The sequence below is a fragment of the Pontibacter mucosus genome, assembly GCF_003054055.1.
In the GTDB taxonomy this organism is placed as follows: Bacteria; Bacteroidota; Bacteroidia; order Cytophagales; family Hymenobacteraceae; genus Pontibacter; species Pontibacter mucosus.
Map to the genome: position 1 here is coordinate 1 of NZ_QBKI01000015.1, position 23,029 is coordinate 23,029.

A 23,029-nucleotide genomic window follows, 5' to 3' on the forward strand; every position below is an offset into this window, starting at 1 on the left:
AAAGTGTGGCCCTGTTGCTGTAAGGATTCACACCAGTACACCAACAGGGCCAGTAAATGGAAATATAGAAATGACACAGTTTAAATTACATTCCCGACTTGCGCCATGAATGAGGGAAAGGCACAAGACATAAAGTATTAACGCTATCAAAGTATAAAAGATCACATCACCCTAATGCTGCAACGCAAACACATAGAACCCCTTATCCATACTATCCTCTGGCTGGCCGGTTACCTGGCCATTATACTTTGGGTAAACACGCTGGGGTCTTTCCGAAGCGCCGACGGCAGTATCCTGCTGCCCGTGACCATTGGCACGCTGCTCAACATCTGCCTGTTCTACACAATAGCCCTTGTCCTCATTCCGCGTTACTCTACGGATAAAAAGGCTGTTAAATTTCTATTGAGTATCCTGTTGCTTTGGGTGGGGCTGACGGTGCTGGAGACAAGTATAGATTACCTGGTTTTTATCAACTACTACTCTACCGAAGACGAGGGCTTTGGGGGGCAATTGGTGATCAACCTGCTGTTCAACTTCATCATTTTCTCGATGGCGCTGGGGTATGGTTTTACCAAAAACTGGCTCCGCAACGAGAAGCAACGGCAGCAACTGAAGGAGGAGATGCTGCAGGCTGAACTTAACTTCCTGAAGGCGCAGGTAAATCCGCACTTCCTGTTCAACGTGCTCAACATGGCCTACGCTAGCGCGGCAGGCAACGGCGACGAACGGACGGCGGGCATTATCGAGAAGCTAGCCAACCTGATGCGCTACATGCTCTACGAAAGCAACGTGGCAAGTATAGAACTGTCGCGGGAGGTGGAGTACATGGAGAGCTTTATCGAACTGCAGAAAATGCGCCTCTCGAAGGAGATACAGGCAGCTGTAAGGTTTTGTGTGGAGGGTGACTACAGCAAGTATAAAATCGCGCCGCTCATCCTTATCCCTTTCGTGGAGAACGCATTCAAACACGGCATTCGGCTCGATAAACCATCCGACATTTTAATTAAATTAAAGGTGGAAGATATGGATTTATACTTTGAAGTGGAGAACAGCATTGCCCAAGCCAAAAATGAGCTGGGCCGAAAAGCAGGAGGAGTAGGACTGGAGAATGTGAAGAAAAGGCTGGCTCTGTTATATCCCAACAACCACCAGCTGCAAATCTCGCAAAAAGATGATACCTTTCATACAAAGCTCATGCTCCGGCTGGATTGAGTTTCGGTGACAGAATTTTGAATGAGTGACTGAGTGAATGAGCGAATAGAATTCCCCCTTTTTAACTTTTTAACCTTCTAACTTTCTAACTCCCAAACTCTCTAACTCTCAAACTCCCAAACTCCCAAACTCATGAATTGCATTGTAGTAGATGATGAGCCTTTTGCTTTGGAGCTGGCGGCGGATTATGTCCGGAAAACGCCGTTTCTGGAGCTGGTGGGCACGTTCAGTAACCCGGTGAAGGCGCTGGCTTTTCTGATGGAGCGGGAAGTGGACCTCGTGTTCCTGGATATCAACATGCCGGAGCTGTCGGGGATGCAGTTGCTGCACGCGCTGCCACGCAAGCCGATGGTGGTATTTACCACGGCCTACCCCGAGTTCGGGGCCGAAAGCTACAACTATGATGCGGTGGATTACCTGCTTAAGCCCATCAACTATGCCCGTTTCCTGAAAGCGGTAAACAAGGCGGTGGAGCTGCAGAACCTGAAGAAAAAAGACAAGCCTGCGCCTGTAGAGCCAGCTATACCCACACACGATAAAGCGCATGTGCTGATTAAAAGCGGTACGCAGACCTATAAGGTAAAGCTGGAGGATATCTTGTATGTAGAGGGAGCCGGTAATTACATGGCCTTCTGCACCAAAGGCAAAAAGATACTCTCGCTGCTGACGATGAAGGAGGTGCTGGAACTGCTGCCAGCCGACCAGTTTGTGCGGGTGCACAAGTCCTACATCGTCTCGTTAAACCACCTCGACGTGCTAGAAAGGCACCAGGTAACCATCGCTGGCAAAGCCATTCCCATTGGCCTGACCTACCGCGAGCAGTTTCTGGCGAAGGCGGACAACGTATAAAACGCACAACAAGCTCCCGCTATATGGGAGCCTGCTGTGCGTTAACACCAACCACAAAGTATAAAATTATAACCTAAACAGTCGCGCCGGCCACAGCGGCGGCGGCCACTTTTCTCTGCACGAGCTTATCAATAGCCAGCACGCTGAACATGGTTACCAGGGTAGTGATTATCACTACGTAGCCAATTACGTCGTAATGCAGCAGCGCCCCGCCCGGCGACTGCACCACAATCAAACCAGCCGCCATCGTAGCCAGACCGCCCGATACCTGCTGCACCGACGATTGGATGCTCATGTAGGCACCGCGGTCGGCAGGGTCGGGTACGGCGCTCATCAGGGCGGTGGCCGATACCATGCGGGAGGTGATGCCGATGAACATAATTACGTTTAGCAGGAGTACCAGCCAGAGCGGCGAAGGACCGAGATTGCAGTAGAACGCTATCACCACTATCGAGATCACGGAGCCCCAGAAGAAGACTTTATACTTGCCCAACTGGTCGCTGAGCTTGCCTGCGAGTGGCCCGGCCACCATAGCGCATAAGCCGGTTACCATGTAAATCATGGGCAGCTGCTCCAGGCTGATGCCCAGGTTATAGACGGTAAAGGTGCTGGCAAAAGGCATGAGCATAAAGCCGCCGGTAGCCAGCAGCACGATGGCCCCAAAGCCCTTCAGGTAGTGCCGGTTCGAGACTACCCGCACCAGGTGCCAGACAGCTTTGCTTTCCGTTTGCAGCTTCAGGTGTGCGTCAATCGGCTTCATGTAAAGTATAACCGCTGCCGCCACCAGCACGCTCACGCCCACCAGCAGCAGGAAGGGCGCATGCCATCCCCAGAGGTTGGCTAAGTATAAGCTCAGAGGAATTCCCATTACCTGGCTCACGGCAAATGCCATCTGCACAAAACCCATCACGCGGCCCCGCATCTGTAGTGGAAACAAATCGGTGATGATGGCAAAGGAAATGGAGCCGATAACCCCGCCGAAAATACCCGTCACGATTCTGGCGATGAGCAGCGAGTAATAGTCCGGGGCGAGGCCGCAGAGCAGCGTGCCGAGGATAAAGCCGCTGTAGAAAACAAGCAGCAGCTTTTTACGGTCGAACCTGTCGGCAAAGCCGGCGGCCAGCAGACCCGAGGCGCCCGCACTGAACGCATAAGCCGACACGACCCAGCCAAACTGCTGCGGCGTAATGGCAAGCTCCTGAATCAGCTGCGCGCCCAGCGGGGAGAGTACGATAAAGTCCAGGATGATGGTGAATTGCAGGATAGCCAGGATAGCTACAATAAATACCTGGTACCGCGAAAAGTTTTGCGCTGCGACCGGGACTTGGCCAGCTGTCGCGGTTGTGGGTATATGTTCTTTCATAGTTGTCTGATAGAGTATTTTTGTTAAACGCTGGCACCAGCAAAGCGGGCGCGACTTCAGAAGCTTTTCCGTCGTGCCGTTGCCGTGCTCAGGCGCAATATTTTATACTTGGTTTACATGTTTTACCGGATTGGAGCTAAACTGCCATACTTCCGGAAAGTATAATGGGCGGCCATGGCGGCTGTCGTGCCGATGAGGATGGATGCGAGCACATCGCTGGGGTAATGTACCCCGAGCGCCAACCTGGAGTACGCCACCAGAACGGCCCAGGCCAGCACCGTGATGCGCAGCGGGGCATTCCGGAACATCAATGCCAGGGCTACGGCAGCGGTAAAGGCAAAAGCCGTGTGACCCGACGGAAACGAAGGGCTGCTGGCCTCCGCTATCCGCTCAATGCTGTGGTGGCCGATAAAAGGCCTGGTCCGGTTAACTGTATACTTGAGCGCGCCAATCACCCCCACCATCAAGCACATGGCCAACACGTACTGGAAGGCCTTCAGGCGCAGCGCGGCGCTTTTCCGGATATGCCCTAGCAAGTATAAGGCAACCGGAACAACTGCCCCCAGGCCATAGGCACTCATGGTTAAGGCCAGCAGAAGGATGTCCAGGTCGGTGACTCTGCTGCTGTTCAGGGCTTCGAGCGTAGCCAGGTCCACGGCCTGAAATGTATCGGTGATGGTGCTTACAAAAAGGTAAAGTAAAAGATGTTGCAGGAGAAACATGGTAAATCGTAAAATCTTCTTTTTAGCGAAGGCAAGTATAAACCAGAAGGGTTCACCTGACATAGGTGCCCTGGTGCCTTATAGCCAATGATGTAACTTAAATTGAGACAAGGGCAGGCCGCGAAAGGGAGCGGCAAAGCAGTTACCCTGCTCCAGGCATAGGAACAGGGATACTTAGAAGAACTGCAAAATTCATGGTTTTATTTTGTGTGTCGTACTTACGCGTGTTTATAACCAATTAATGCTTTAACCTACAGAAACCGGTGCCCGATGCGCTGGAGCAGCGCTTCGCGCTGGCTTCGGGCCAGGGGCAGAAGGCGGCTCCCGATGCGTACGCTGCTGCCGTCAAGTGCCTGCACCTGGCTCAGGTTAACAATGTAGGACTTGTGGATACGGAAAAACTGCTGTTCCGGCAAACGCTCTGCTACGGCTTTAATCGTCTGGTGCACCAGTAGCTTTTGGGTGGTAGTATGAATCTGCACATAGTTCTGCATGCCCTCTACATAAAGTATGTCAGCAAGTAACACCTTTTCCAGCGCGCGGTTGTGCTTCACGAAAAAGTAGTCGGCCTCAGCGGGCTGTTGTGGCGCCTGCTGCTGTTGCCGGAGCAAGTATAAATCCCGCGCCTTGTTCACCGCTTTCAGAAAACGCTCCAGCGACACAGGCTTGAGCAGGTAATCCACCACATCCAGCCGGAAACCCTCTAGGGCAAAATTGGGGTAGGCCGTGGCCAGAATAGTGAGCGGCGGGTTGGGCAGCAGCTCCAGCAGGTTCAGTCCGGTGAGGCGGGGCATGTTGATGTCCAGGAACATGAGGTCTACGGGGTGTTGTTGCAGGGCATTCTGGGCGGCCACGGCACTGTTGTAGCTGCCCACCAGCTCCAGGTAGTCCACCTCGGCCACGTAGCTTTCCATTCCTTCGCGCGCCAGCGCCTCGTCATCCACAATAATACACCTCATGAGTTTAAGAGTTTGGGAGTTAGAGAGTTTAGGAGTTTAAGAGTTAGAAAGGGTGATTTCTATTCACTCATTCACTCATTCAAAATTTGATTAACCAACGCGGCATGCAGTGTAGGTTGCTTCGTTGTTTTTGCTGGGCTTATACTTTCCGAAAGGTCTAAGTCCAGCTTCGCCCGGAAAATGCCGAACTCCTGCTGAAACTGTAAGGTATGCCGGCCGGGGTAGAGTAGGTCCAGCCGCTTTTTTACGTTTTCCAGGCCCAGGCCTCCGGCTTTGTTTGGCTGTACTACCTCTGCAGGCTCGTCGTAGCTGTTCCATACTTCCAGGCGGAGGTGCCCTTGCTGCTCTGTGCTTAGCCGGACCTGTATAAAATTGCCTCCGGCTGCCGCGCGCGATACGTGCTTAAAGGCGTTCTCCACAAAGGGAGCAAGTATGAAAGGGGCGATGGTATGCCCATACGTATGGGTGGCCCAGTCGGTATCGAGGCGCAGCTCTTTGCCATGGCGCACCTGCTCAATCTGCACGTAGTTTTGCAGGTAGCTTATTTCCTGCTCCAGCGGAATAGCCGCCTGCGAGCACTCGTAAAGCTGGTAACGCAGCAGGTCGGCAAACTGAAACAGCACCTGCGAGGCCTTCTTCGTGTCTTTGTTCATGAGCACATGGATGCTGTTGAGTACATTGAACAGGAAGTGCGGATTAATTTGGTCGCGCAGCAGTTTAAGCTCTGCCTCCAGGTGCTCGGCCCGCAGCTGCTGGTGCTTTTTCTCCATTCGGCTGTGCTCGGTGTAAAAGCGGATGCCGCAGATGGCGCTGCTCGTAAGCAAGAGCCCGGTAAACAGGCCCAGCGCCCGCGGCACAAACTCCAGGTGCCCGCCATCGAAGTTGAGGAGGCGGTAGTGCAGCAGCTGCTCCAGCCACAAATCCACAAACGCCAGTAACACCGACATGCCCGCACAGGCCAGCAACACCAGTAGTGAGAAGCGGAACATCTGCCTCCGCAGCATAAAGCGCGGCAGCGCCAGGTCGGCCAGCAGGTGGGCACAGGCGATATGCGCCGGCACCAGCACCGCCACATAAAGCAGGCTGGCCCCGAAAGGCATAATGGCCGTCATGTTGATCTTCAGCAGAATGGCGGCGGCCAGTATGCTCCAAATAAAAGCGATCAGGTGCCGGGTTGTCAGCATGGGTTTACTTATTAATTCTCCGACAAAGCAAGGAAAATAATTTTACTTCTCTCCTCTAAAAACCATAGGTTGGTGGATGAAAAGTACCGCCAGGCCCGGTTGGTGTTACCGTTCGTCAATTAAAAAGTACTGTTGGTCAAAATTTATACTTGGGAAATGGAAAGCTGGCTGAGTTGTAACCGCCAATTTGTTTATACTTAATTATTTCACCTGCCGAGGTGCAGAAATGTTTAAGATGAAAAAATGGGAATAAAGTATAAAAGGCCATTGAGGGGAGTCAACATGGCCTTTCATACTTTATTGAAGCTTAACTTAGTTTCTTATTTTTTTCTCTTTTTCTTGATTCATCACAATCCACCATGCAAATCCTTTATCCTGAAGTCGATAAGTGCCATTGGTGCCCTCCTTAGATAAAATTATACCTCTACTTCTTAGAGCACTAATAGCATTGTTTAGTGTAATTTCAGTGCCTTTAAACTTACTTTTAATATATTTTTTTGTGACCCAGTCGTCAAGCTTCTCTGCCATTATAGTTAATACTTGCCGATAGCTTTCTACCTTTATTTTATTGTAATAATCATCTCTATAATACTTATCCCCAATCTTTTCAATTGCGCCATTACTGCCAAAAGCTCCATTTAAAACGTTCTCCTCAGTAATAGTTTTACCATCTGATAAATCGAATGCGCAATAGCCGTATTGATGTATAAAATGAGGGAAACCTTCGGATAATTTTATTAATAGATCCTTAGCTGGATCAATTATGACTGTTTCATCACTATTGATTTCTTTGGAATGTTCTAAAACTCTATTTAAAACATAATTAATATCACTATCTGACAACCTGTCCAAATATAACTCTTCAAATATCCTTAAAGATGAAGGATGACTCTCAATTAAAATCTCTTTTGTTTTTGGAAGACCAGCAATACCAATCATAAGTTGCTGCACCCCTTCTTTTTGCAGGCGTTCATAAAGTAGTTTAACAAAACTACCTAATTGAAGTTCCTTGTTAGCATTATCAGCTTCATCAATAATTAATAAAATCCCATCAAAATTTGAGTCAAATCTTGAATTAGTATGCTTGTTTGTTACTCGCTTAAGTGTATCAGCTAGAGAGTATGAGAATTCTTCAAATAGCAGCTCTTCATCAACATCTTTAGACGTATTTATCTTGATTCCTGCCGCTTCAATTTTTCCAAGGAAGCTCCATATATCATTGAAAAGTTTTCTAGTAGGCTCTGTTCGGGCTAATTTCCTTTTTAATGCTAATTCAATTTTCTTAATTAAACTATATTGGCTTGTTTCCTTTGTTATATCAATCTCAATAACGAGGAAATTCAGTTTTTCCTCGTTAATTGTTGTAATTGAACCCTCCCCTTGATACTTAAGAAGATTAAGAAGAGATGTTTTTCCTATACCTCTCTGACCAAGAAGTAAAAAGCCATGCCCTTTGTTAGCTCTAGTTTGTAAGAAGATTTTTTCAACTGCAAAGATCTCATTAATGCGACCTGCAAACATTCCAGGACCTGAAGGTGAGTTTGGGGTAAAGGGGTTTATTTTCATAAATGAGTAGTGTTTTGTGTAAATATATATAATTAAATATATTATTTTAATGAATAAAATCCTGCAACACTTCGCTAAAATTCTGTAACACCTCCACCCACTCCACCTGCTACTTTTGTCCTATTCAACATCCTTAATTAAAGAATAGAACATGAAAGAGCTACAATTCAAAACCAACATCAACTGCGGCGGCTGTGTGTCTAAGGTAACGCCGGTGCTCGATGCCGCCGAAGGCGTGTGCGAGTGGAGCGTGGATACCGCCAGCCGCAACAAAACCCTCACCGTCAAAACCGACTCCCTTTCTGCCAGCGAGGTAATTGCCACCGTAGAGAAAGCCGGCTTCAAGGCAGAGGCGCTTTAGCAAGTATAATCATCGAGAGTACATCCTAAAACTATGAAAAAACAGCCCTGCTGCTGAGGCAGACGGGGCATTTATACTTTAAACTATGGGACACCATCACCACCACGGACACCATCACCACCACGGACATCACCACCACCACGCCACCAACAACATCGGCTTTGCTTTCTTCCTGAACCTGGGCTTTGCCGTGCTGGAGCTGATTGGAGGTTTTTTTGTGAACAGCGTGGCCATTATGAGCGACGCCCTGCACGACTTTGGCGATGCCTTCGCGCTGGGCGTCAGTTATTTTCTGCAGCGGAAGTCGGAGCAGGAGGGGAACGCCACCTACACGTATGGCTACAAGCGCTATTCAGTGGCCGGCGCCCTGCTTACTTCGCTGGTGCTTATACTTGGCTCCGTGTACGTGCTGCAGGAGGCGCTGGAACGGCTCTTAAACCCCGAAATGCCGGATGCGCAGGGCATGCTGCTCTTCGCGCTGCTGGGCCTGGCCGTGAACGGAGCCGCGTTCCTGAAACTGCGCGGCGGGCATAACCTCAACCAAAAGGCTGTGTCGCTGCACATGCTCGAGGACCTGCTGGGCTGGGCAGCTGTACTGGTGGCAAGCGTAGTGCTCATATTCTTTGAGTTGCCTTGGCTCGATCCGCTGCTGTCGATAGGAATAGCGGTGTTTATGCTTGTGAACGCTGGCAGGAACGGCAGGGCGGCTATTAAGGTGCTGCTGCAGGCAAACCCACTTCATACAAAGTTAGCAACCCTGCGTGAGCAGGTGCTTTCGCTGGCCAGCGTGCAGGATGTGCACCAGGTGCGGGTATGGTCGCTGGATGGCGAGCACCATGTACTGACGGCGCATGTGGTGCTGCAGCAAGAGCAGGAGTGGCCCCTTATCAAGAAAGAGGTGAAGAAAAAACTAAGGCCGTATGGCATACAGGAGGTGACGCTGGAGCTGGAGCGTGTGGGCGAAAAATGCCCGACTTCTTAACCCAGCTTAGCCATACTTTAAAAGTATAAAACGCCCTTAGCCGCAGGCTGGGGGCGTTTTATTTGGACAAAGTATACTTCACCATTTCTCTTCTCCCTTCATATCGAACACACGGGAGATGTTAAAGCCGAAGTAGATGTCGCCATCGGACCAGTAGCCGGTGTTCTGTGGTACGAAGAACTTCTCCACCATGCCCTGCGCGTTGGTAAAGATGAGCTGGAACACGTGCCCGCCCGTCTCAATATCGAACCCGAGGGAGAGGGCGTTCCGAAAATCCTCGCGCGTTTGGCTGGAGAGCAGGTAGTAATACTCGGCGTTAAACGAGGTATGTTTGGTGATTTTAAAGCGGCCCCCGGCCCCCAGGGCGTACACATCCGTATCGTCGTGGCGGGTGGGAACGAGGTTGCGGTGCACCAGCGTGGGGGAGAGCTGCAGCGAGAGCCGTTCGGTAAACTTGCGCGCAAGCAGTGCCTGGTAAGTATAACTGAACCGGTGTTTGGAGTCGAAGTTGCCGCCGGATTCCTGCGGCCAGTCCAGGGTGCGGATGGCGGCGCTGGTAAACAGCGTGAGGGTAACAGGCATGCCCATCCCTTGCCGTTGCTGCAGGAGTTTATACTTTAAAAAGCCGTCGTAGGTCTTCTCGAGCGAGCTGCGCCCGATGCCCACGTTCAGCCTATCGGTGAGGCCATACTCCAACCCCAGCCGGATGGTGGCCTGGTCGAGCCCGAAGAACTCGTAGGCGCCGCTGTTGAGGGTGCCGAAGCGGTGGGAGATCAGGAAAAGCAGCACGCCCGCCCCATTTGTCTCCACCGAGTGCCCATTTGCCAGACGCGTAGCCTTAAAGGTGCCTGTTACCAGCTCCGTGGCTGCGCTGTCGCTGCTTTCCGCCAGCTGCAACAGGTCGTCTTGCGCCTTTGCCGTGTGCAGGGCCAGGCAGCAAAGTATAATCAGAACGTATCGCTTTCGCATAACTAGAGGCTGTTGCCCTTTAATGGTTCGTAAGTGATATCCACATAAATGTCAATGCGCCGGGCGATGTTGTTGCGCACCAGCCTCGGTATCCTGATATCGAACTCCTGCGGCGTTACCGAGAAGGTGGACTTGCCGTACAGCCGGCCGTCTTTCACCTCCAGCACCCCCACCGTGTCGATGTCCTTGTTCCGGCCATGTATGTTGAGCACCCCCTGCACCCGCACTTTGTAGGCTGCGTTCTGCTGCAGGTTCACGTCCTTTATGTTGATGACCTTGCCCTTGAAGGAGGCCTTCGGGTACTTGTCCGACTCCACGTAGTTCTCGTTGAAATGGGTCTGCATCAGCTTCTTGCGGAACTGGAATTCGTTCATGGGCACCGAGAAAACCAGTTCGCCGGAGTTCGTGTCTAAAATGGAAACGACCTTGCGGTTGTGCGCCTCAATGTCCTCTAACGGGGCATCTGAGAAGAACCAGATGTGGCCTGTTTTGGTAGCGTACCGGGCCTGCGCCAGTGCCTGGGTTTGAGTGCCTAGCAGCAGAAATAAAAGTAGGAGCAAGGGCTTCATAAGTAGTTGATTAATTGTTCGGGGCGCCGGCATCCACCCATTTGCGGATTTTGGCGATGTCACATTCCGCTAGTTTGGGCGCGTCCTGGGGCATGGGGATAAAGCCGGGCGCATGCGCAATCACCCCAACCAGGTGCCCGTGATGGGCCTCCTCGATTACACCCTCGTAGCTATCCAGCACCACCCCGCCCTCGGCAATGTTGGCAGCATGGCATCGGTAGCAGTTGGCAGCAAGGATGGGCACAACAGTACCCGAAAACGTAACGTCGTCCGTGTTGCACTGCGCCAGCGGATCATCTGGCATCAGGTCTTCTTCGTTGTCGTCGGTGCAGGAAACAGCGGCAACAGCCAGCACGAAAGTCAGTACCGACAGGAGTTTTATACTTTGGCGAATCATAGCAGCTGTATGAGGTGGTTTGAAGAAATACAGGACAGGGGGGAGAGACCTGCCCGACTGCCAGTGAGCGTGCAGCCGGGCGGGTAGCTATGAACTATTGTGGCAGTACCTGTGCCCTGATCTCTCCGTCAGGGAAGGCGCTGCTGTGGATGTTGAGGAACCAGCCGCCGCTCAGCAACTCTGTCTCCTGGTCGGCTGTAAGCGCCGGGGTAGAGCCGGAGAGTGGGCTTCTGAAGGGGTTGGTGCCTGAGTAAGGGTCAGAACCCGGGTTAATCGGAATCACGATCGGGCCGGGTGAGCCCACGGCGCCCCTGTGGAAGTGCATGGCGGTAGGCGTAATGCCCTGGAAGGTGATGTTGTAGGTCATCACGCGGGTGGTCTTGTTGTAGGTGCCCCGGAAGGTGCCAGTTGCCTCCGAGGTGTTGGCAGGCACTTCCTGGGCGCCGGTCAGCGTCACCTCCTGCAGCTGGATGATCTCATCCATCGGATTCGGGTTGCCGCCATCATCGTCGTCGTTGCAGCTGCTCATGATAAACAGCAGGGGTAACATGATGGCGAACAGGGTTTTTATTGAGATTCGGTATGTTTTCATCTCATTAAAAATTAAAAGTAAGAATTGAAATGTGTGGGCAATATGCTTCTTCCTAACACACAGGGGGGCTGTGTTATCGTGGTGGTGTATTAGTGGCCGAGATTTACCTTAAAGTATAGCCTGCCTTAAAAAGTATCCCCGCACTTGTCAGTTTCACGCGTCCCGCCCCGATATCGGCAAGTGGGATCTTGGCAAAGGGCTCTGCCCCGACACTGAAGGCAGGACTCAGCTGGTGCGTGTAGCCTACCGAGAGGTTCTGCACCCCAAACCAGTGTTTGTTCTCGTTTTTCACTTCCAAATCCCGGGTGTAGGGGCGAGGCCCGCCGTAGCGGTAGGTATACTTCTCGTTCAGCATGAGGTAGCTGGAGAGCCCCGCCTGCACCGAAACCGCGTGTTTGCCGCGCGCCAGTACCATGTACTGCAGGTTCAGGGGGATGTCGAGCACCTGGCATTTGGCCACAATGGCATCAGGCGTGTGGCGTCCGTCCCAGAAACCGGCGTAGGGCTCGTATTCCCGGGCGTTGGTGTTGTAGCGCTTGGTGGCATTTACCGCCCCGGTTACCAGGCTCAGGCGCTCGGTAAGCGGCAGGCTGACCAGCAGTCCGGCGTTCATACTTACCGCATCGGCATTTTTGAACCTGACAGTGGTGAAGTCCGGTGCTACCACCAGGGCCAGGGTAATATTCCGCAGAAACACCTTCTCACGGGGCAGTTCATCTTGCTCAACCTCTGCTGGCTGTGTGGTGGAGTCGGGTGTAGTTGCCGCCGGCTTATACTTTATGACCAGGGGGGCGGCGCTGCTTTCAAGGCTATACTTTTCTATAGTCGGCGCTGTGGCCGCTATCACCGGGGAAGTGCTTTTCAGGGGCTCTGCCAGGTTGGCTTTAGGCGATGCAGGGCCAGGCGCAGCCGAAATGCTGCGCTGTGGGGAGGCGGGTGCCGCCGGGGTAAAGGAGCGGGGGGATGCAGGTAGCCTGGATTCGGGTGAAGCTATTCGTGCTCCGGCATCCCCCCGCCCCGGCAGCTCAGTTGGTGGTGTAATCAGCGCTTGTTCTTTTGTTGCTGTGCCAGGTTTCAGCTCCGCTGTGGGGGCAGCCATTTCTGTCAGTTGCCAAACGGTTACCACGCCAAGTAGAAGGCCGAGCAACAACACCGTTAGCCAACGCCTGAGGCCAGCCCCCATACCGGCCTTTCCATCCAGCCTGCGGTCCATGGCCTTCCAGGCTTCCGGGTCAAAAGGAGGCTCGTAGCCCTCGGCTGATCTTCTGAACAGGTTGTCAAGTTCTTCGTCAGACATATTGCTTATACTCTTCTATCCTGCTTTTTTTTAGCGCCTCCCGTAGGTTAGCCCTGGCCTTGGCAAGGTTCGATTTGGAGGTCCCGACCGAGATGCTGAGCATCCGGGAGATTTCCTCATGGTTATAGCCGTCTAACACGAACAGGTTAAACACCGCCCGGTAAGCTGGCGAAAGCCTTTGCACCAGCGAGATCAGGTACTCGTAGTTGATCTGCTGCACTACATCGTAAGGGTCTGCCTCCGGCTCTGCCGTTTCAAGGTTCTGGAGGTGGTATGTCCGGAGGTTGTGGCGGTAGTTATCCAGCGCGGTGTTTATCATAATCCGCCGCAGCCACAGCTTAAAGGGCTTGTGCGGGTCGTACTGTCTCAGCCGGGTGAATACCTTCATAAAGCCGTCGTTCAGCACTTCCTTTGCCTCCTCCAGGTTCTGGGAGTAGCGGGCGCAGATGCTCAAAGCGTAGCCGAAGAAATGCTTGTACAGCTTTCTCTGTGCTTCCCGGTCCTGTTTCAGGCACCCCCGAAGCATTTGGTCCAACTCTTTGCCTTCTGTCTCGCTCACTGTTCCAGAATTTGCGCTCCCATCACGGACGAAATGCCGCTACGGTTGCCTTGGCCCGAAAAAATATTTTAGCAGCTGGTTTATACTTTGCTGCACGGGGTGATCCTATACATTTATACTTGCTGCCAATGGCAAACGACCTGCATGGCAGGCTCAGCAATTACTAAACTCGCCGGAGGCCAGGTGGTATGATTGCCCTTTTGGCAAGACGTGTAGGATAAGGTTCTCGATGCAAAGTGCCTCCTCTGCTTTCGCCTTTTGATAGTTGTTTCGCAGCACCTGCCGCCCGTCGATGATGATGACAAGCCCGGAGCCGATTGTTTCGATGCAGCTGTTCTGCCGGATCAGGATACCCGTGTCTTCGCCCAGGCCTATGCCGATGTGGGAGGTGGTGGAGGCCACGGCCTCGATGAGGCGCGGGATGCGACGGCGGTTGACAAAGTGCGTGTCGATGATGATTTGCTGCAGCAGGCCCAGCCCCTGCCGGAGCTCCACGGTTCCCTTCAGCAGCGGGTCTCTTTCCAGCGAGCCGTTTATCATCAGGCCCGACAAAGCCATGGCCCCGGCGCTGGTGCCCGAAATCAGGAACATCTCCTCCTGTTCGTAGCGGTTTCTGATGATTTGCAGTGCTTTCGTGCCGAGTAGCACGTGGGGCAAACGGCTCTGGTCGCCGCCACTGAACATGATGCAGTCCGTTTTCCGGAGACGTTCCAGGTAGTCGGGGCGGACGGTGTCTTCCCGGTCCTGAAGGGGCAGGATGCCCACGTTGTCGCAGCCCAGTTTCAGAAAGGCATCGGTGTATACGTTGCCCACCTCCTCGGGAAAGCGGGTGGCCGTGGTGATAACCTCGATGCGGGTGCCGGGGCCGTAGAGCTCGTCGTGGATGCGCTTGAGGATGCCCTGGTTGAAAAAGTGCGAGGGTTGTTTGAGTTCCACGGCTTCCGGAGAAGGGGCGATGCCTTTGTCCTCGTTGCCGCCGATGGCCACAATCCTTCCTTTGGGTGATTTCATACTTTGGGGCTTTTATACACTTATACGCTTTTTCTTACTCCACCTTCACCTCACCTTTCATGGTGGGATGGAAGCTGCAGTAATAGGCAGCGCTTTTGGTGATGGCCATGCGCCAGCTGTCGCCGGAAGCCAGGGTGGGCGACTTCCAGGACGTTCCGGATTGCTCGGTGGCGTTGTGAGACACCATGTCCCTGTTTACAAACACAAGGGTATCGCCGGCGCTGACCACCAGGGTAGCGGGCTTGAACTGCATCTGGCTGATCTCGATGGTGTGTACCTTTGGCTTGGGCAGGGGCGCAAATGTCGTGCAGAGCAGCATCAGCCCCAGCAGCGACAGGTCAACCGGTAGCAGTTTCAGGGATTTCATTTTTCGTTGAGTTGATTTTGCAGCATCTGGGCGTGCTCCAGGTGGGTTTGCAGCGCCGGAACGATACTTTCCAGCAGGCCGCGCAGCTCCTCGTTCTCCGACTCCGGTATCAGCAGGTCTTCCACAGCCGAAATAACCGCCTGATGGTACGCCACCTCGTTCTCGACATAGGCTTTGTCGAAAGCGGCGCCGGATTTAGTCTTGAGCATCTTGGCTGTTTTAGCTGCGTCGTCCTGCAGTTGCTTGCCTACGGCGTTCTCCTGTGGGGTTACGCCCAGCTTCTGCACCAGGTCTGTGGCCTGCTTAATCACCGCTTCGTGGTCATTTATCATGGTTTGGGCAAACTGCAGCACAGCCTCGTTCTCAGACCGTTCCTGCGCCAGTCGGGCCTGATCGATGTCGATCTGGTTGGCGATAACGGCTACCGAGGCTACTTCGGCGTCCGATAACTTGGGGCTTTCCTGCGCGGAGGCAGGTGCCGCGAGCAGGGCAACGAATAAAAGTATACCCGTGGCCCAAAGCGTTGTTGAACTGACTGCTTTCATAGTTGTAAATAGTTTGGTTTATACATTAGAGACAGATTTCGCCAGGTCGTTACAAAAACGGTGGAGTATGTTTTCAGCCGCCATAGAACAGTCCCAGCACACCGCCATAAACCAGGTGGGCCAGCAACGTGACCAGCGGGGTGCCGCGGCCATAGTTCAGGGCCAGGAAGCCCGGCGGCTCCAGCTGGCGCGTGGGAGTCGGCCCCTGGTAGGGGCTGGCCACGCGGGGGTGCAGGGTGGTTAAAAGTTGCAGGCCAACCGTGAGCACAAAAGCACCGTGCACAAAGCCTACGGCCATCCCAAACCACCAGGTGTTCAACTGGCTGCTCTCGAAGGCAGCCCCATAGATAAAGGCAAAAAGCCAGCCCATGACCAGGTGTACCGCAAAACCGAGCAGGGGGGCCTTGTTGCGGTTCGGGGTGAAAAAAGTGCCCAGCAAAAAGGGCAAATCCATGCGCGTAAGGCCCAGCGGCCGGGAGGCGGCCATCAGCACCGTCAGTATAAGCGTGGCCGCGAAGCCCCATAATAATAGATCACTTGTATGCATAGGGCTGTTCCTGTTGCTGGTATACTTCATTCAGGGCAAGTGCCGCGTTGATAAGGCCAATGTGCGTGAAGCCCTGCGGGTAGTTGCCCAGCAGCGCCCCGGTTTCAGGGTCCATTTCCTCAGACAGCAGCCCGGCGGGGCTGGCGTGGGCGAGCATGGTATCGAATAGCTCCCTGGCTTTTTCGGGCTCACCGGACCGGGCCAGTACTTCCACGAGCCAGAAGTTGCAGATGCCGAAAGCGCCCTCACCGCCCTCCAGGCCGTCTGTTACGCCACGGTAACGGTAAAGCAGTTTGTGCTTCAGCAGCTGTTGGCAAATCGCTTTGGTGGTGGAACGCATGCGTTCAGCCGAGGCCGGGCAGTAGCCTACCAGGGGCAGGGTTAGCAGGCTGGCATCCACGTCGTTTCCATGGAAGGCTCTAGTATAGGTATGCAGTTCCTGGTTATACCCGGCTTCCTCTATACTTTCCCGGATGCGGTCTTTCGTTTCGCTGAACTTCTGCACCGGCGCATCTTCCCATTTATACTTTCGGGCGAGCTTTAGCAAGCGGTCCAGGCCTACCCAGGCCATTACTTTCGAGTGGGTGTGGTGGGCCATGTCGGCGCGTATTTCCCAGATGCCGTTGTCGGGTTGCTGCCAGCTGCGGCAGATAATTTGGCCCAAGCCCAGCAGGAAATGACGGGTGTCGCGGTCGAAGGTTTCCACCAGGGGCGCATAGGCATGCACGGCATCGAGCACCTCGCCGTACACATCGAGCTGGAATTGCTTGTCCGCCCCGTTGCCAATCCGGACAGGGGTGGAGTTCTGGTAGCCTGAGAGCCAACCCAGTACTTTCTCTTTCAGGGAGGCGTGACCGAACACCGAGTATACTACCTGCAGCTTGGGCCGGGTGAGGCGCGTGGCGTGCAAAATCCAGTTCATGTAGGCGTGTGCTTCCTCGGTGTAGCCCAGTTTTACCAGCACCCTCACGGTAAAGGAGGCGTCGCGGATCCAGCAGTAGCGGTAATCCCAGTTTCGCTCCCCACCCGGCTCCTCGGGCAGGGAGGTGGTGGGGGCCGCGACGATGGCACCGGAGGGGGCATGCGTGAGCAGCTTGAGGGCCAGCACGCTGCGCTTCACTTCTTCCTTGTACAGCCCCTCGTAGCGGCACCGGCTGCTCCAGTTCTGCCAGTAGTTTATACTTTGCAGCATCCGCTGAAAGCCGGTTTCCCTTAGCTCGGGTAGCACGGCGGGGCTTTGGCTGGAGTAGCTGAGCGAAAAGATAGCCTGCGTGCCGGGCTCCACCGTAAATTCTGCGGTGGCCATACTTTCAGTTACCCTAAGCTGACCGGGCTCCAGGGTGCTGAGCAAGGTATAGATGTTTTCGTGCCAGGCAAAGTGGACGCCCAGCTGCTTCCTATCCTGCAGGCGCGGTGTGTTTTTGCCGTAGTAGGTCCGGGGCATATACTCCAGCTGGAAGGTTATACTTCCGGAAATGGCCTCCACCACGCGCAGCAGCTCATGGTCAGGGAAAAGCGCGCGGCCTTTATCCTCCTCCGACTGCACAACGAAGGCATCCAGCAGCCGTGCCTGGCCATCGGCCGTCTCGAAAACCGTCTCTACTACGTTGGTGCCCTCCAGGTAGCGTTGCCGGGAAGTATACTTTCCTACAGGGCGTATGCTGAAGTAGCCTCCGCGTTCCCCATCCAACAGGGCGGCAAAAATGGCGGGCGAGTTGAACTCCGGCAGGCAACACCAGTCTATGGCGCCCGTGTTGCTGACCAGGGCAGCAGCGCGGGCGTTGCCTATCAATGCGTAGTCCGACAGGGGCAGGGCCATGGCAGGTTTATACTTGCTTATCGTGGGGGAGCGCCTGCAGCACCCGTGCCACCAGGGCATCGCAGCGCTTGTTGCCAAATTCAAACACATCCTGGCTCACCGACAGCTTAAACAGGCTTTCTTTTAAGTGCGCTTTGGCGCGGTGCAGCCGTACTTTCACGTTGCTTTCCGACAGGTCCAGGCACTGGCTGATCTCCTGTACCGGCATGTCTTCTACCTCGCGCAGCGTGTACACAATTCTATACTTTTCGGGGATGTTGTCGATGGCTTTTTCCAGTAGTTGCTTTACTTCCTGCCGTATCGCGAGTTGCTCGGGGTTCATAGGGTTGGTCTGGTTTAACAGGTGTGAAAAATCCTCTGGCTGGTCTACCAGAAGCGAATGGGGCGAGAGCCTTTTCTGCTCGCGCAGCCGTGCCAAGGCATTGTTTATCCCGATCCGGATGAGCCAGGTGGAGAACAGGGAATCGCTGCGGAACTGGTGGAGCTTCTCAAAAGCCTTCAGGTAGGTGTCCTGCATGGTATCCTCCACCTCCTGCTCCTGTTTAAGGTAGCTCCGGATTACGCGGTAGAGCTTCTGGTTGTGCCGCCGCATCAGAAGTTCATACAGCGATACTTCCCCGGCAAGTACCCGCTCGATGACCGCTGCATCCGGGAGGGCTGTATTTTCGGCTACTGTGGTTTGCTTCATGATTGAAAGGATGGTTTTGTGAGTTAGATGCGCTGTTTGCCAATGCGTTACAATATTTTGTAACGTTTTTGCCGGGATTTCATCTAACCATCAGGATTTAAACTTAAAGGAGGATAAACCATGGGAACATTTGCATCAACAACCAGTGCGCACAGGGCGGAACGCCCCGCGTACGACCGCGTGGCCACCGCCACCAACCTACTCAAGTATACCTACGGCCTGGTGCCCATCATAGCGGGCCTGGACAAGTTCACGCACCTGCTCACCGACTGGAACAAGTACCTGGCGCCGGTGGTGGCGGACATCCTGCCCTTCAGCCCAGGCACCTTCATGAGCATGGTAGGCATCATTGAGATTGTGGCCGGCGTGCTTGTGTTTATAAAACCAAAAATCGGGGCGCTGGTCGTGAGCCTGTGGCTGGTGGGCATTGCCCTGAACCTGCTGCTCACCGGCGAGTATTTTGACGTGGCCGTGCGCGACCTGGTGATGGCCATCGGCGCGTTTACCCTATACTTGCTCTTGCCCGACGATAAGGCGTAGCAGTGCGGCAGCACGGGCTTGAAGGTTTCCTGATATCCAGGAGTTCGGGAGTTTATTTTCAAATGACGCTGTGTGGGAAGGCAGCCCGGAGCGGTGTCCGTTCCTAAGAGAACTTACGTACAACGTACTGTTCAACAGGAAGTATAGGCACCCCAAGCAGTTTCAGGTTACTGGGCCAGGCAACTTGTTTTAAATAACTTTAACCGGTTTATAGCAAATGCCCGTGTCTATACTTTTACCCGGTCTGAAAGTATAGACACGGGCATTTGGCGTTTGTCCTCCCCATAAAGTATAGCAGGTTCTATGATGCACGATCGGCTGCCGTTATTTCTCCAGAGCTCCGGCCACGTAGGCCAGCGGGAGGCAGGTGAGATCGCTACCCACTTTACACGAAAGGAGTTCGCGAAACATGACTTTTTTCTGAAGGAGGGGAGGGTAAGCCAGGGGTACCTGCTTCTGGAAGAAGGAGCGATGCGGGCTTTTGCCTATGACACGGAGGGCAACGAGGTGACAACCGGCTTTTTTACGAAGAACCAGGCGGTGTTTGAAGTTTCTTCCTTCTTCAACAGAGTGCCCTCCAAGGAAAACATCCAGGCACTATCCGACTGCGTGGGCTGGTGCCTGACCTTTGAGCAGTTAAACCACCTGTTTCATACTATACCGGCGTTTCGGGAGTTTGGCAGGTCGGTGTTGGTGAAGGGATATGCCGCCCTGAAAGACAGAATGCTGTCAACGATTACAGAAACAGCGGAAGAACGCTATGCCCATCTTCTGGAAACCAAACCAGAGCTTTTTCATTTTGCCCAACTCCGGCACATTGCCTCATACTTAGGTATAACCGATAGCTCCCTGAGCCGCATCAGAAAAGAATTTTTAAAAAAGTAGCTGGTTCACAGTTTCTTGTCATTTGGCAAGTGGAATGTTGGCAGGCTGTTCTTCCTTTGCATCGTCACCATTACTTAATAATGCTATGGAAAACTTACCGCTCTATGTCTCAGTTGTTTTCGCGCTCACTGCTTTACTGGCAGTCTGGCTGTTTTTCAGGGCAGCACACCGATCCAAGTATGTGCTGGCTCTTAGCTTAGCCTGGCTTGTCGCCCAGGGTGGCCTGGCCCTGACGGGGTTCTATACTGTAACCAACACGCTTCCTCCCAGGATGCTGCTGTTGATTCTGCCGCCCCTTCTCCTCATCGCCATTCTGTTTGCCACCAGCAGGGGCAGGCAATTTATCAGCGGACTGGACACCGGCGCATTAACCTTGCTGCACCTGGTGCGGGTACCGGTAGAGGTGGTGCTTTTCTGGTTGTTTCTGGGGGGAGTGGTGCCGGAACTGATGACCTTCGAAGGCCGGAACTTCGATATTCTGGCGGGCCTGTCTGCGCCGCTTGTTTACTATTTTGGCTACCGTAGGAACAGCGGCGTGCCCAGAGGCTTTCTGCTGGCCTGGAACTTCATTTGCCTGGGGCTCTTGCTAAACATTGTCGCAAACGGAATTCTCTCCATTCCCTCGCCCTTTCAGCAATTCGCCTTCCAGCAACCCAATGTAGCTTTGTTATACTTTCCATTCGTATGGTTGCCTTGTTATATCGTGCCGGTAGTGTTTTTCTCGCACCTGGCTACCATTAAGCAACTGCTGGCTTACAAAGGCAAGGCAGCCGGAAAGGGAATTGATAAATCCAGAAGCCCGTTTTTACGTTCTGCTTAAATATGTAACAGATGTTCCTCCAGGATTGGTATGATGAAGCAGAAATTCAAGAAAGGCGACCACGTGCGCTGGAACTCCGAAGCTGGCTACGTGTCAGGTACGATTATCAAAGTGCATACGTCCGACTTCGACTACAAAGGTCACCGACACCGCGCCAGCCAGGAGGAGCCCCAGTACGAAATTAAAAGCGATAAAACGGACCACATCGCCGCCCATAAAGGCACAGCCCTTTCTAAAACTAAGTAAGAGCAGCGCTACGGTCCGCCACCTGATATGACAGCAAAAAGCCCTACCATCTGGACTTTCGGGCACTCTACCCGCAGCCCGGAAGAATTCGTAGCTGCCCTGCGTTCCTTCGGGATAGAAGTGTTGGCAGATGTGCGTCGGTACCCGGGATCCAGAAAGTATCCGCATTTTAATGTGGAGGCACTGCAAGCCCTTCTGCCCGAAGCCGGCATCGATTACATGCCTTTCACAGAACTCGGCGGCCGGCGCAAACCCCGTCCCGACTCTACCAACACCGTGTGGCGAAGCGAATCTTTCCGGGGCTATGCAGACTATGCCGAAACAGCGGAATATGCCGCAGGCATCGCGCGGCTAACAGAAGTGGCTACCCGGAAAAAAACGGCCTACATGTGCTCAGAAGCTGTGTGGTGGCGCTGTCACAGGGCCATTATCTCCGATTACCTGAAGGAGCGAAACTGGCGCGTGATGCACATCCTAAAAGAAGAAGTCGCCACGGAGCACCCCTATACTTCGGCCTATCTGAAAGTGCATTCCTGAGAGCAAAGTATAAGTATGAAGCTTGCATAAATCAGCTTTATACCTATACTTATACCTATACTTATACTTATACTTTGCTCCCTATTTATACTATAATTACCTTAAGGCCTTGGTAACCATCTATCTAGGTTTGGCTCCCGCTGCCGGTTGCGAGGACCTGTATGGCAGCGTTCGGGCAATCTCTTCCGATAAGTTGTTGACATGCTTTACCGATCATCTGAAAAAAGAAGAGCCTGCTGCCGAAAGTAGTATGGCTGTTAAATAAGTTTTTCAGTAAAAGGATAAGTGCTGGCACAAAGCGCTTGTATAAGTATAAAAAAACCAACTATGGAAGTAAAAAACATCAAAGCATTTGGCACAACGGCAGCCGAAGCGCCGTTAAATCAGCTAAACATCAACCGCAGAAAACCTACGCCGCATGACGTGGAGATTGACATTCAGTATTGCGGGGTTTGCCACTCCGACCTTCACACGGCACGAAACGAATGGCACGGAACCGTCTATCCCTGCGTACCGGGCCATGAGATCGTCGGCAGGGTCATACGTGTCGGCGAGCATGTTACCAAGTATAAGGTAGACGACCTGGTGGGAGTAGGCTGTATGGTGGACAGCTGCCGCGAGTGCCAGTACTGCAGAGAAGATCTGGAGCAATACTGCGAGAAAGGAAACATCCAGACCTACAACTCACCCGATAAACACCTGGGCACGCAGACCTACGGCGGGTACTCTGAGAGCATTGTGGTAGACGAGGATTTTGTGTTACGTGTTCCTGAAAACCTTGATCTGCCAGCTGTGGCGCCATTGCTGTGCGCGGGCATCACGACGTACTCGCCCCTGAAACACTGGCACGTAGGGCCTGGTCAGAAAGTAGGCGTGGTTGGGCTTGGCGGCCTGGGGCACATGGCGGTTAAAATTGCCAAGGCGATGGGCGCCGATGTGATTGTATTTACCACTTCCCCTTCGAAAGTAGAAGACGCTAAGCGGCTTGGTGCTGATGATGTGGTGCTCTCCAAGGACGAGGCCCAAATGCAGCGTTACGCCGGAAAGCTGCACTTCGTCCTGGATGCCGTTTCCGCCCAGCACGACATCAACGCTTACCTGAACCTGTTACGGGTGGACGGAACCCTGGCTTTGGTTGGGGCACCGGAATTCCCGCTTCCGGTGGCGGCCTTCAGCCTCATCCCGGCCCGAAGAAGCTTTTCCGGGTCTTTGATTGGCGGCATCGCTGAGACGCAGGAAATGCTGGACTTCTGTGGCAAACACAACATCGTGTCAGATATAGAGCTGATTAGCATTCAGCGGATCAACGAAGCCTATGAACGTTTGCTGAAAGGGGATGTGAAGTACCGTTTCGTTATTGACATGACTTCGCTGAAGCAGTAGGTATAAAGTCAGATGGTATAGGTGGCTGAGAGTTTATACTTCACTTATACCCGCTACCTG

27 protein-coding genes are annotated in these 23,029 nt (G+C 53.3%); 10 read left to right on the top strand and 17 right to left on the bottom strand.

What is annotated here, in order from left to right; all coding sequences use genetic code 11:
• Positions 1-174: 174 nt before the first annotated feature.
• Both C8N40_RS21130 and C8N40_RS21135 read left to right on the top strand, forming a co-directional pair.
• Positions 175-1,212 carry a sensor histidine kinase gene (locus C8N40_RS21130; protein ID WP_108213806.1) on the top strand — a complete coding sequence of 346 codons (1,038 nt, stop codon included), beginning with the start codon at positions 175-177 and terminating at the stop codon, positions 1,210-1,212.
• Positions 1,213-1,344: 132 nt separating this feature from the next.
• A complete protein-coding gene (locus C8N40_RS21135) occupies positions 1,345-2,061 on the top strand; it encodes a LytR/AlgR family response regulator transcription factor (protein ID WP_108213807.1) in 717 nt (238 codons plus the stop codon).
• A gap of 73 nt (positions 2,062-2,134) precedes the next feature.
• Here C8N40_RS21135 and C8N40_RS21140 read toward each other — a convergent pair whose 3' ends face one another.
• From C8N40_RS21140 to C8N40_RS21160, 5 genes are all read right to left on the bottom strand, one after another.
• Positions 2,135-3,424: an MFS transporter gene (locus C8N40_RS21140; protein ID WP_108213808.1), complete on the bottom strand. Its 1,290-nt coding sequence runs from the start codon at positions 3,422-3,424 to the stop codon at positions 2,135-2,137.
• 122 nt (positions 3,425-3,546) lie between these two features.
• A complete protein-coding gene (locus tag C8N40_RS21145; RefSeq protein ID WP_108213809.1) occupies positions 3,547-4,209 on the bottom strand; it encodes a phosphatase PAP2 family protein in 663 nt (220 codons plus the stop codon).
• Between the two features lie 188 nt (positions 4,210-4,397).
• A complete protein-coding gene (locus tag C8N40_RS21150) occupies positions 4,398-5,105 on the bottom strand; it encodes a LytR/AlgR family response regulator transcription factor (RefSeq protein ID WP_108213810.1) in 708 nt (235 codons plus the stop codon).
• A 71-nt stretch (positions 5,106-5,176) separates the two neighbouring features.
• On the bottom strand, positions 5,177-6,289 hold the full coding sequence (locus C8N40_RS21155) for a sensor histidine kinase (protein ID WP_108213811.1): 1,113 nt from the start codon (positions 6,287-6,289) through the stop codon (positions 5,177-5,179).
• 312 nt (positions 6,290-6,601) lie between these two features.
• On the bottom strand, positions 6,602-7,855 hold the full coding sequence (locus C8N40_RS21160; protein WP_108213812.1) for an ATP-binding protein: 1,254 nt from the start codon (positions 7,853-7,855) through the stop codon (positions 6,602-6,604).
• Positions 7,856-8,006: 151 nt separating this feature from the next.
• On the opposite strand from C8N40_RS21160, the gene C8N40_RS21165 reads away from it, so the two are divergent.
• Together C8N40_RS21165 and C8N40_RS21170 are read left to right on the top strand one after the other, a co-directional pair.
• Complete coding sequence (locus C8N40_RS21165; protein WP_108213813.1) at positions 8,007-8,216, top strand: heavy-metal-associated domain-containing protein; 210 nt, start codon at positions 8,007-8,009, stop codon at positions 8,214-8,216.
• 85 nt (positions 8,217-8,301) lie between these two features.
• Positions 8,302-9,198, top strand: a complete 897-nt coding sequence (locus C8N40_RS21170; RefSeq protein ID WP_108213814.1) for a cation diffusion facilitator family transporter — start codon at positions 8,302-8,304, stop codon at positions 9,196-9,198.
• Between the two features lie 78 nt (positions 9,199-9,276).
• Here the strand turns inward: C8N40_RS21170 and C8N40_RS21175 are convergent, their stop codons facing one another.
• The 12 genes from C8N40_RS21175 to C8N40_RS21230 form a co-directional block, all read right to left on the bottom strand.
• Positions 9,277-10,167 (bottom strand): DUF5777 family beta-barrel protein, encoded by an 891-nt coding sequence (locus tag C8N40_RS21175; protein ID WP_108213815.1) that lies wholly within the window; start codon positions 10,165-10,167, stop codon positions 9,277-9,279.
• Between the two features lie 2 nt (positions 10,168-10,169).
• Positions 10,170-10,736 (bottom strand): YceI family protein, encoded by a 567-nt coding sequence (locus C8N40_RS21180; RefSeq protein WP_108213816.1) that lies wholly within the window; start codon positions 10,734-10,736, stop codon positions 10,170-10,172.
• Between the two features lie 10 nt (positions 10,737-10,746).
• Positions 10,747-11,133, bottom strand: coding sequence for a hypothetical protein (locus C8N40_RS21185; protein ID WP_108213817.1), 387 nt, complete (start codon positions 11,131-11,133; stop codon positions 10,747-10,749).
• A 94-nt stretch (positions 11,134-11,227) separates the two neighbouring features.
• Positions 11,228-11,725: a CHRD domain-containing protein gene (locus tag C8N40_RS21190; RefSeq protein ID WP_108213818.1), complete on the bottom strand. Its 498-nt coding sequence runs from the start codon at positions 11,723-11,725 to the stop codon at positions 11,228-11,230.
• A gap of 103 nt (positions 11,726-11,828) precedes the next feature.
• Positions 11,829-13,022: a hypothetical protein gene (locus C8N40_RS21195; protein WP_108213819.1), complete on the bottom strand. Its 1,194-nt coding sequence runs from the start codon at positions 13,020-13,022 to the stop codon at positions 11,829-11,831.
• Positions 13,015-13,581: an RNA polymerase sigma factor gene (locus C8N40_RS21200; protein WP_108213820.1), complete on the bottom strand. Its 567-nt coding sequence runs from the start codon at positions 13,579-13,581 to the stop codon at positions 13,015-13,017. Before C8N40_RS21200 ends, C8N40_RS21195 begins: the two co-directional genes overlap by 8 nt.
• Before the next feature lie 153 nt (positions 13,582-13,734).
• Positions 13,735-14,592, bottom strand: a complete 858-nt coding sequence (locus C8N40_RS21205; RefSeq protein WP_108213821.1) for a cyanophycinase — start codon at positions 14,590-14,592, stop codon at positions 13,735-13,737.
• Positions 14,593-14,626: 34 nt separating this feature from the next.
• Positions 14,627-14,959 (bottom strand): plastocyanin/azurin family copper-binding protein, encoded by a 333-nt coding sequence (locus tag C8N40_RS21210; protein WP_108213822.1) that lies wholly within the window; start codon positions 14,957-14,959, stop codon positions 14,627-14,629.
• Complete coding sequence (locus C8N40_RS21215; protein WP_108213823.1) at positions 14,956-15,504, bottom strand: DUF4142 domain-containing protein; 549 nt, start codon at positions 15,502-15,504, stop codon at positions 14,956-14,958. Before C8N40_RS21215 ends, C8N40_RS21210 begins: the two co-directional genes overlap by 4 nt.
• 73 nt (positions 15,505-15,577) lie before the next feature.
• Positions 15,578-16,051, bottom strand: a complete 474-nt coding sequence (locus C8N40_RS21220; RefSeq protein WP_108213824.1) for a hypothetical protein — start codon at positions 16,049-16,051, stop codon at positions 15,578-15,580.
• A complete protein-coding gene (locus tag C8N40_RS21225) occupies positions 16,038-17,870 on the bottom strand; it encodes a glycoside hydrolase family 15 protein (RefSeq protein WP_170114178.1) in 1,833 nt (610 codons plus the stop codon). The genes C8N40_RS21220 and C8N40_RS21225 overlap by 14 nt, the downstream gene beginning before the upstream one ends.
• Positions 17,871-17,877: 7 nt before the next feature.
• Positions 17,878-18,558: an RNA polymerase sigma factor gene (locus C8N40_RS21230; protein WP_092105502.1), complete on the bottom strand. Its 681-nt coding sequence runs from the start codon at positions 18,556-18,558 to the stop codon at positions 17,878-17,880.
• A gap of 120 nt (positions 18,559-18,678) precedes the next feature.
• Here C8N40_RS21230 and C8N40_RS21235 point away from each other — a divergent pair, with 120 nt between their 5' ends.
• The 6 genes from C8N40_RS21235 (at position 18,679) to C8N40_RS21265 (ending at position 22,969) form a co-directional block, all read left to right on the top strand.
• Entirely contained in the window at positions 18,679-19,098 is a 420-nt protein-coding gene (locus C8N40_RS21235; protein WP_108213826.1) for a tRNA (5-methylaminomethyl-2-thiouridylate)-methyltransferase, read from the top strand.
• 303 nt (positions 19,099-19,401) lie between these two features.
• The gene (locus C8N40_RS21240; RefSeq protein WP_108213827.1) at positions 19,402-19,983 is read left to right on the top strand and encodes a Crp/Fnr family transcriptional regulator; all 582 of its coding nucleotides are present in this window, start codon (positions 19,402-19,404) and stop codon (positions 19,981-19,983) included.
• Positions 19,984-20,068: 85 nt separating this feature from the next.
• The gene (locus C8N40_RS21245; protein WP_108213828.1) at positions 20,069-20,803 is read left to right on the top strand and encodes a hypothetical protein; all 735 of its coding nucleotides are present in this window, start codon (positions 20,069-20,071) and stop codon (positions 20,801-20,803) included.
• Between the two features lie 30 nt (positions 20,804-20,833).
• Positions 20,834-21,049, top strand: a complete 216-nt coding sequence (locus C8N40_RS21250) for a hypervirulence associated TUDOR domain-containing protein (RefSeq protein WP_245905214.1) — start codon at positions 20,834-20,836, stop codon at positions 21,047-21,049.
• Positions 21,050-21,076: 27 nt separating this feature from the next.
• Positions 21,077-21,586, top strand: coding sequence for a DUF488 domain-containing protein (locus C8N40_RS21255; protein ID WP_108213829.1), 510 nt, complete (start codon positions 21,077-21,079; stop codon positions 21,584-21,586).
• Positions 21,587-21,913: 327 nt separating this feature from the next.
• On the top strand, positions 21,914-22,969 hold the full coding sequence (locus C8N40_RS21265; protein ID WP_108213831.1) for an NAD(P)-dependent alcohol dehydrogenase: 1,056 nt from the start codon (positions 21,914-21,916) through the stop codon (positions 22,967-22,969).
• Positions 22,970-23,029: the final 60 nt, after the last annotated feature.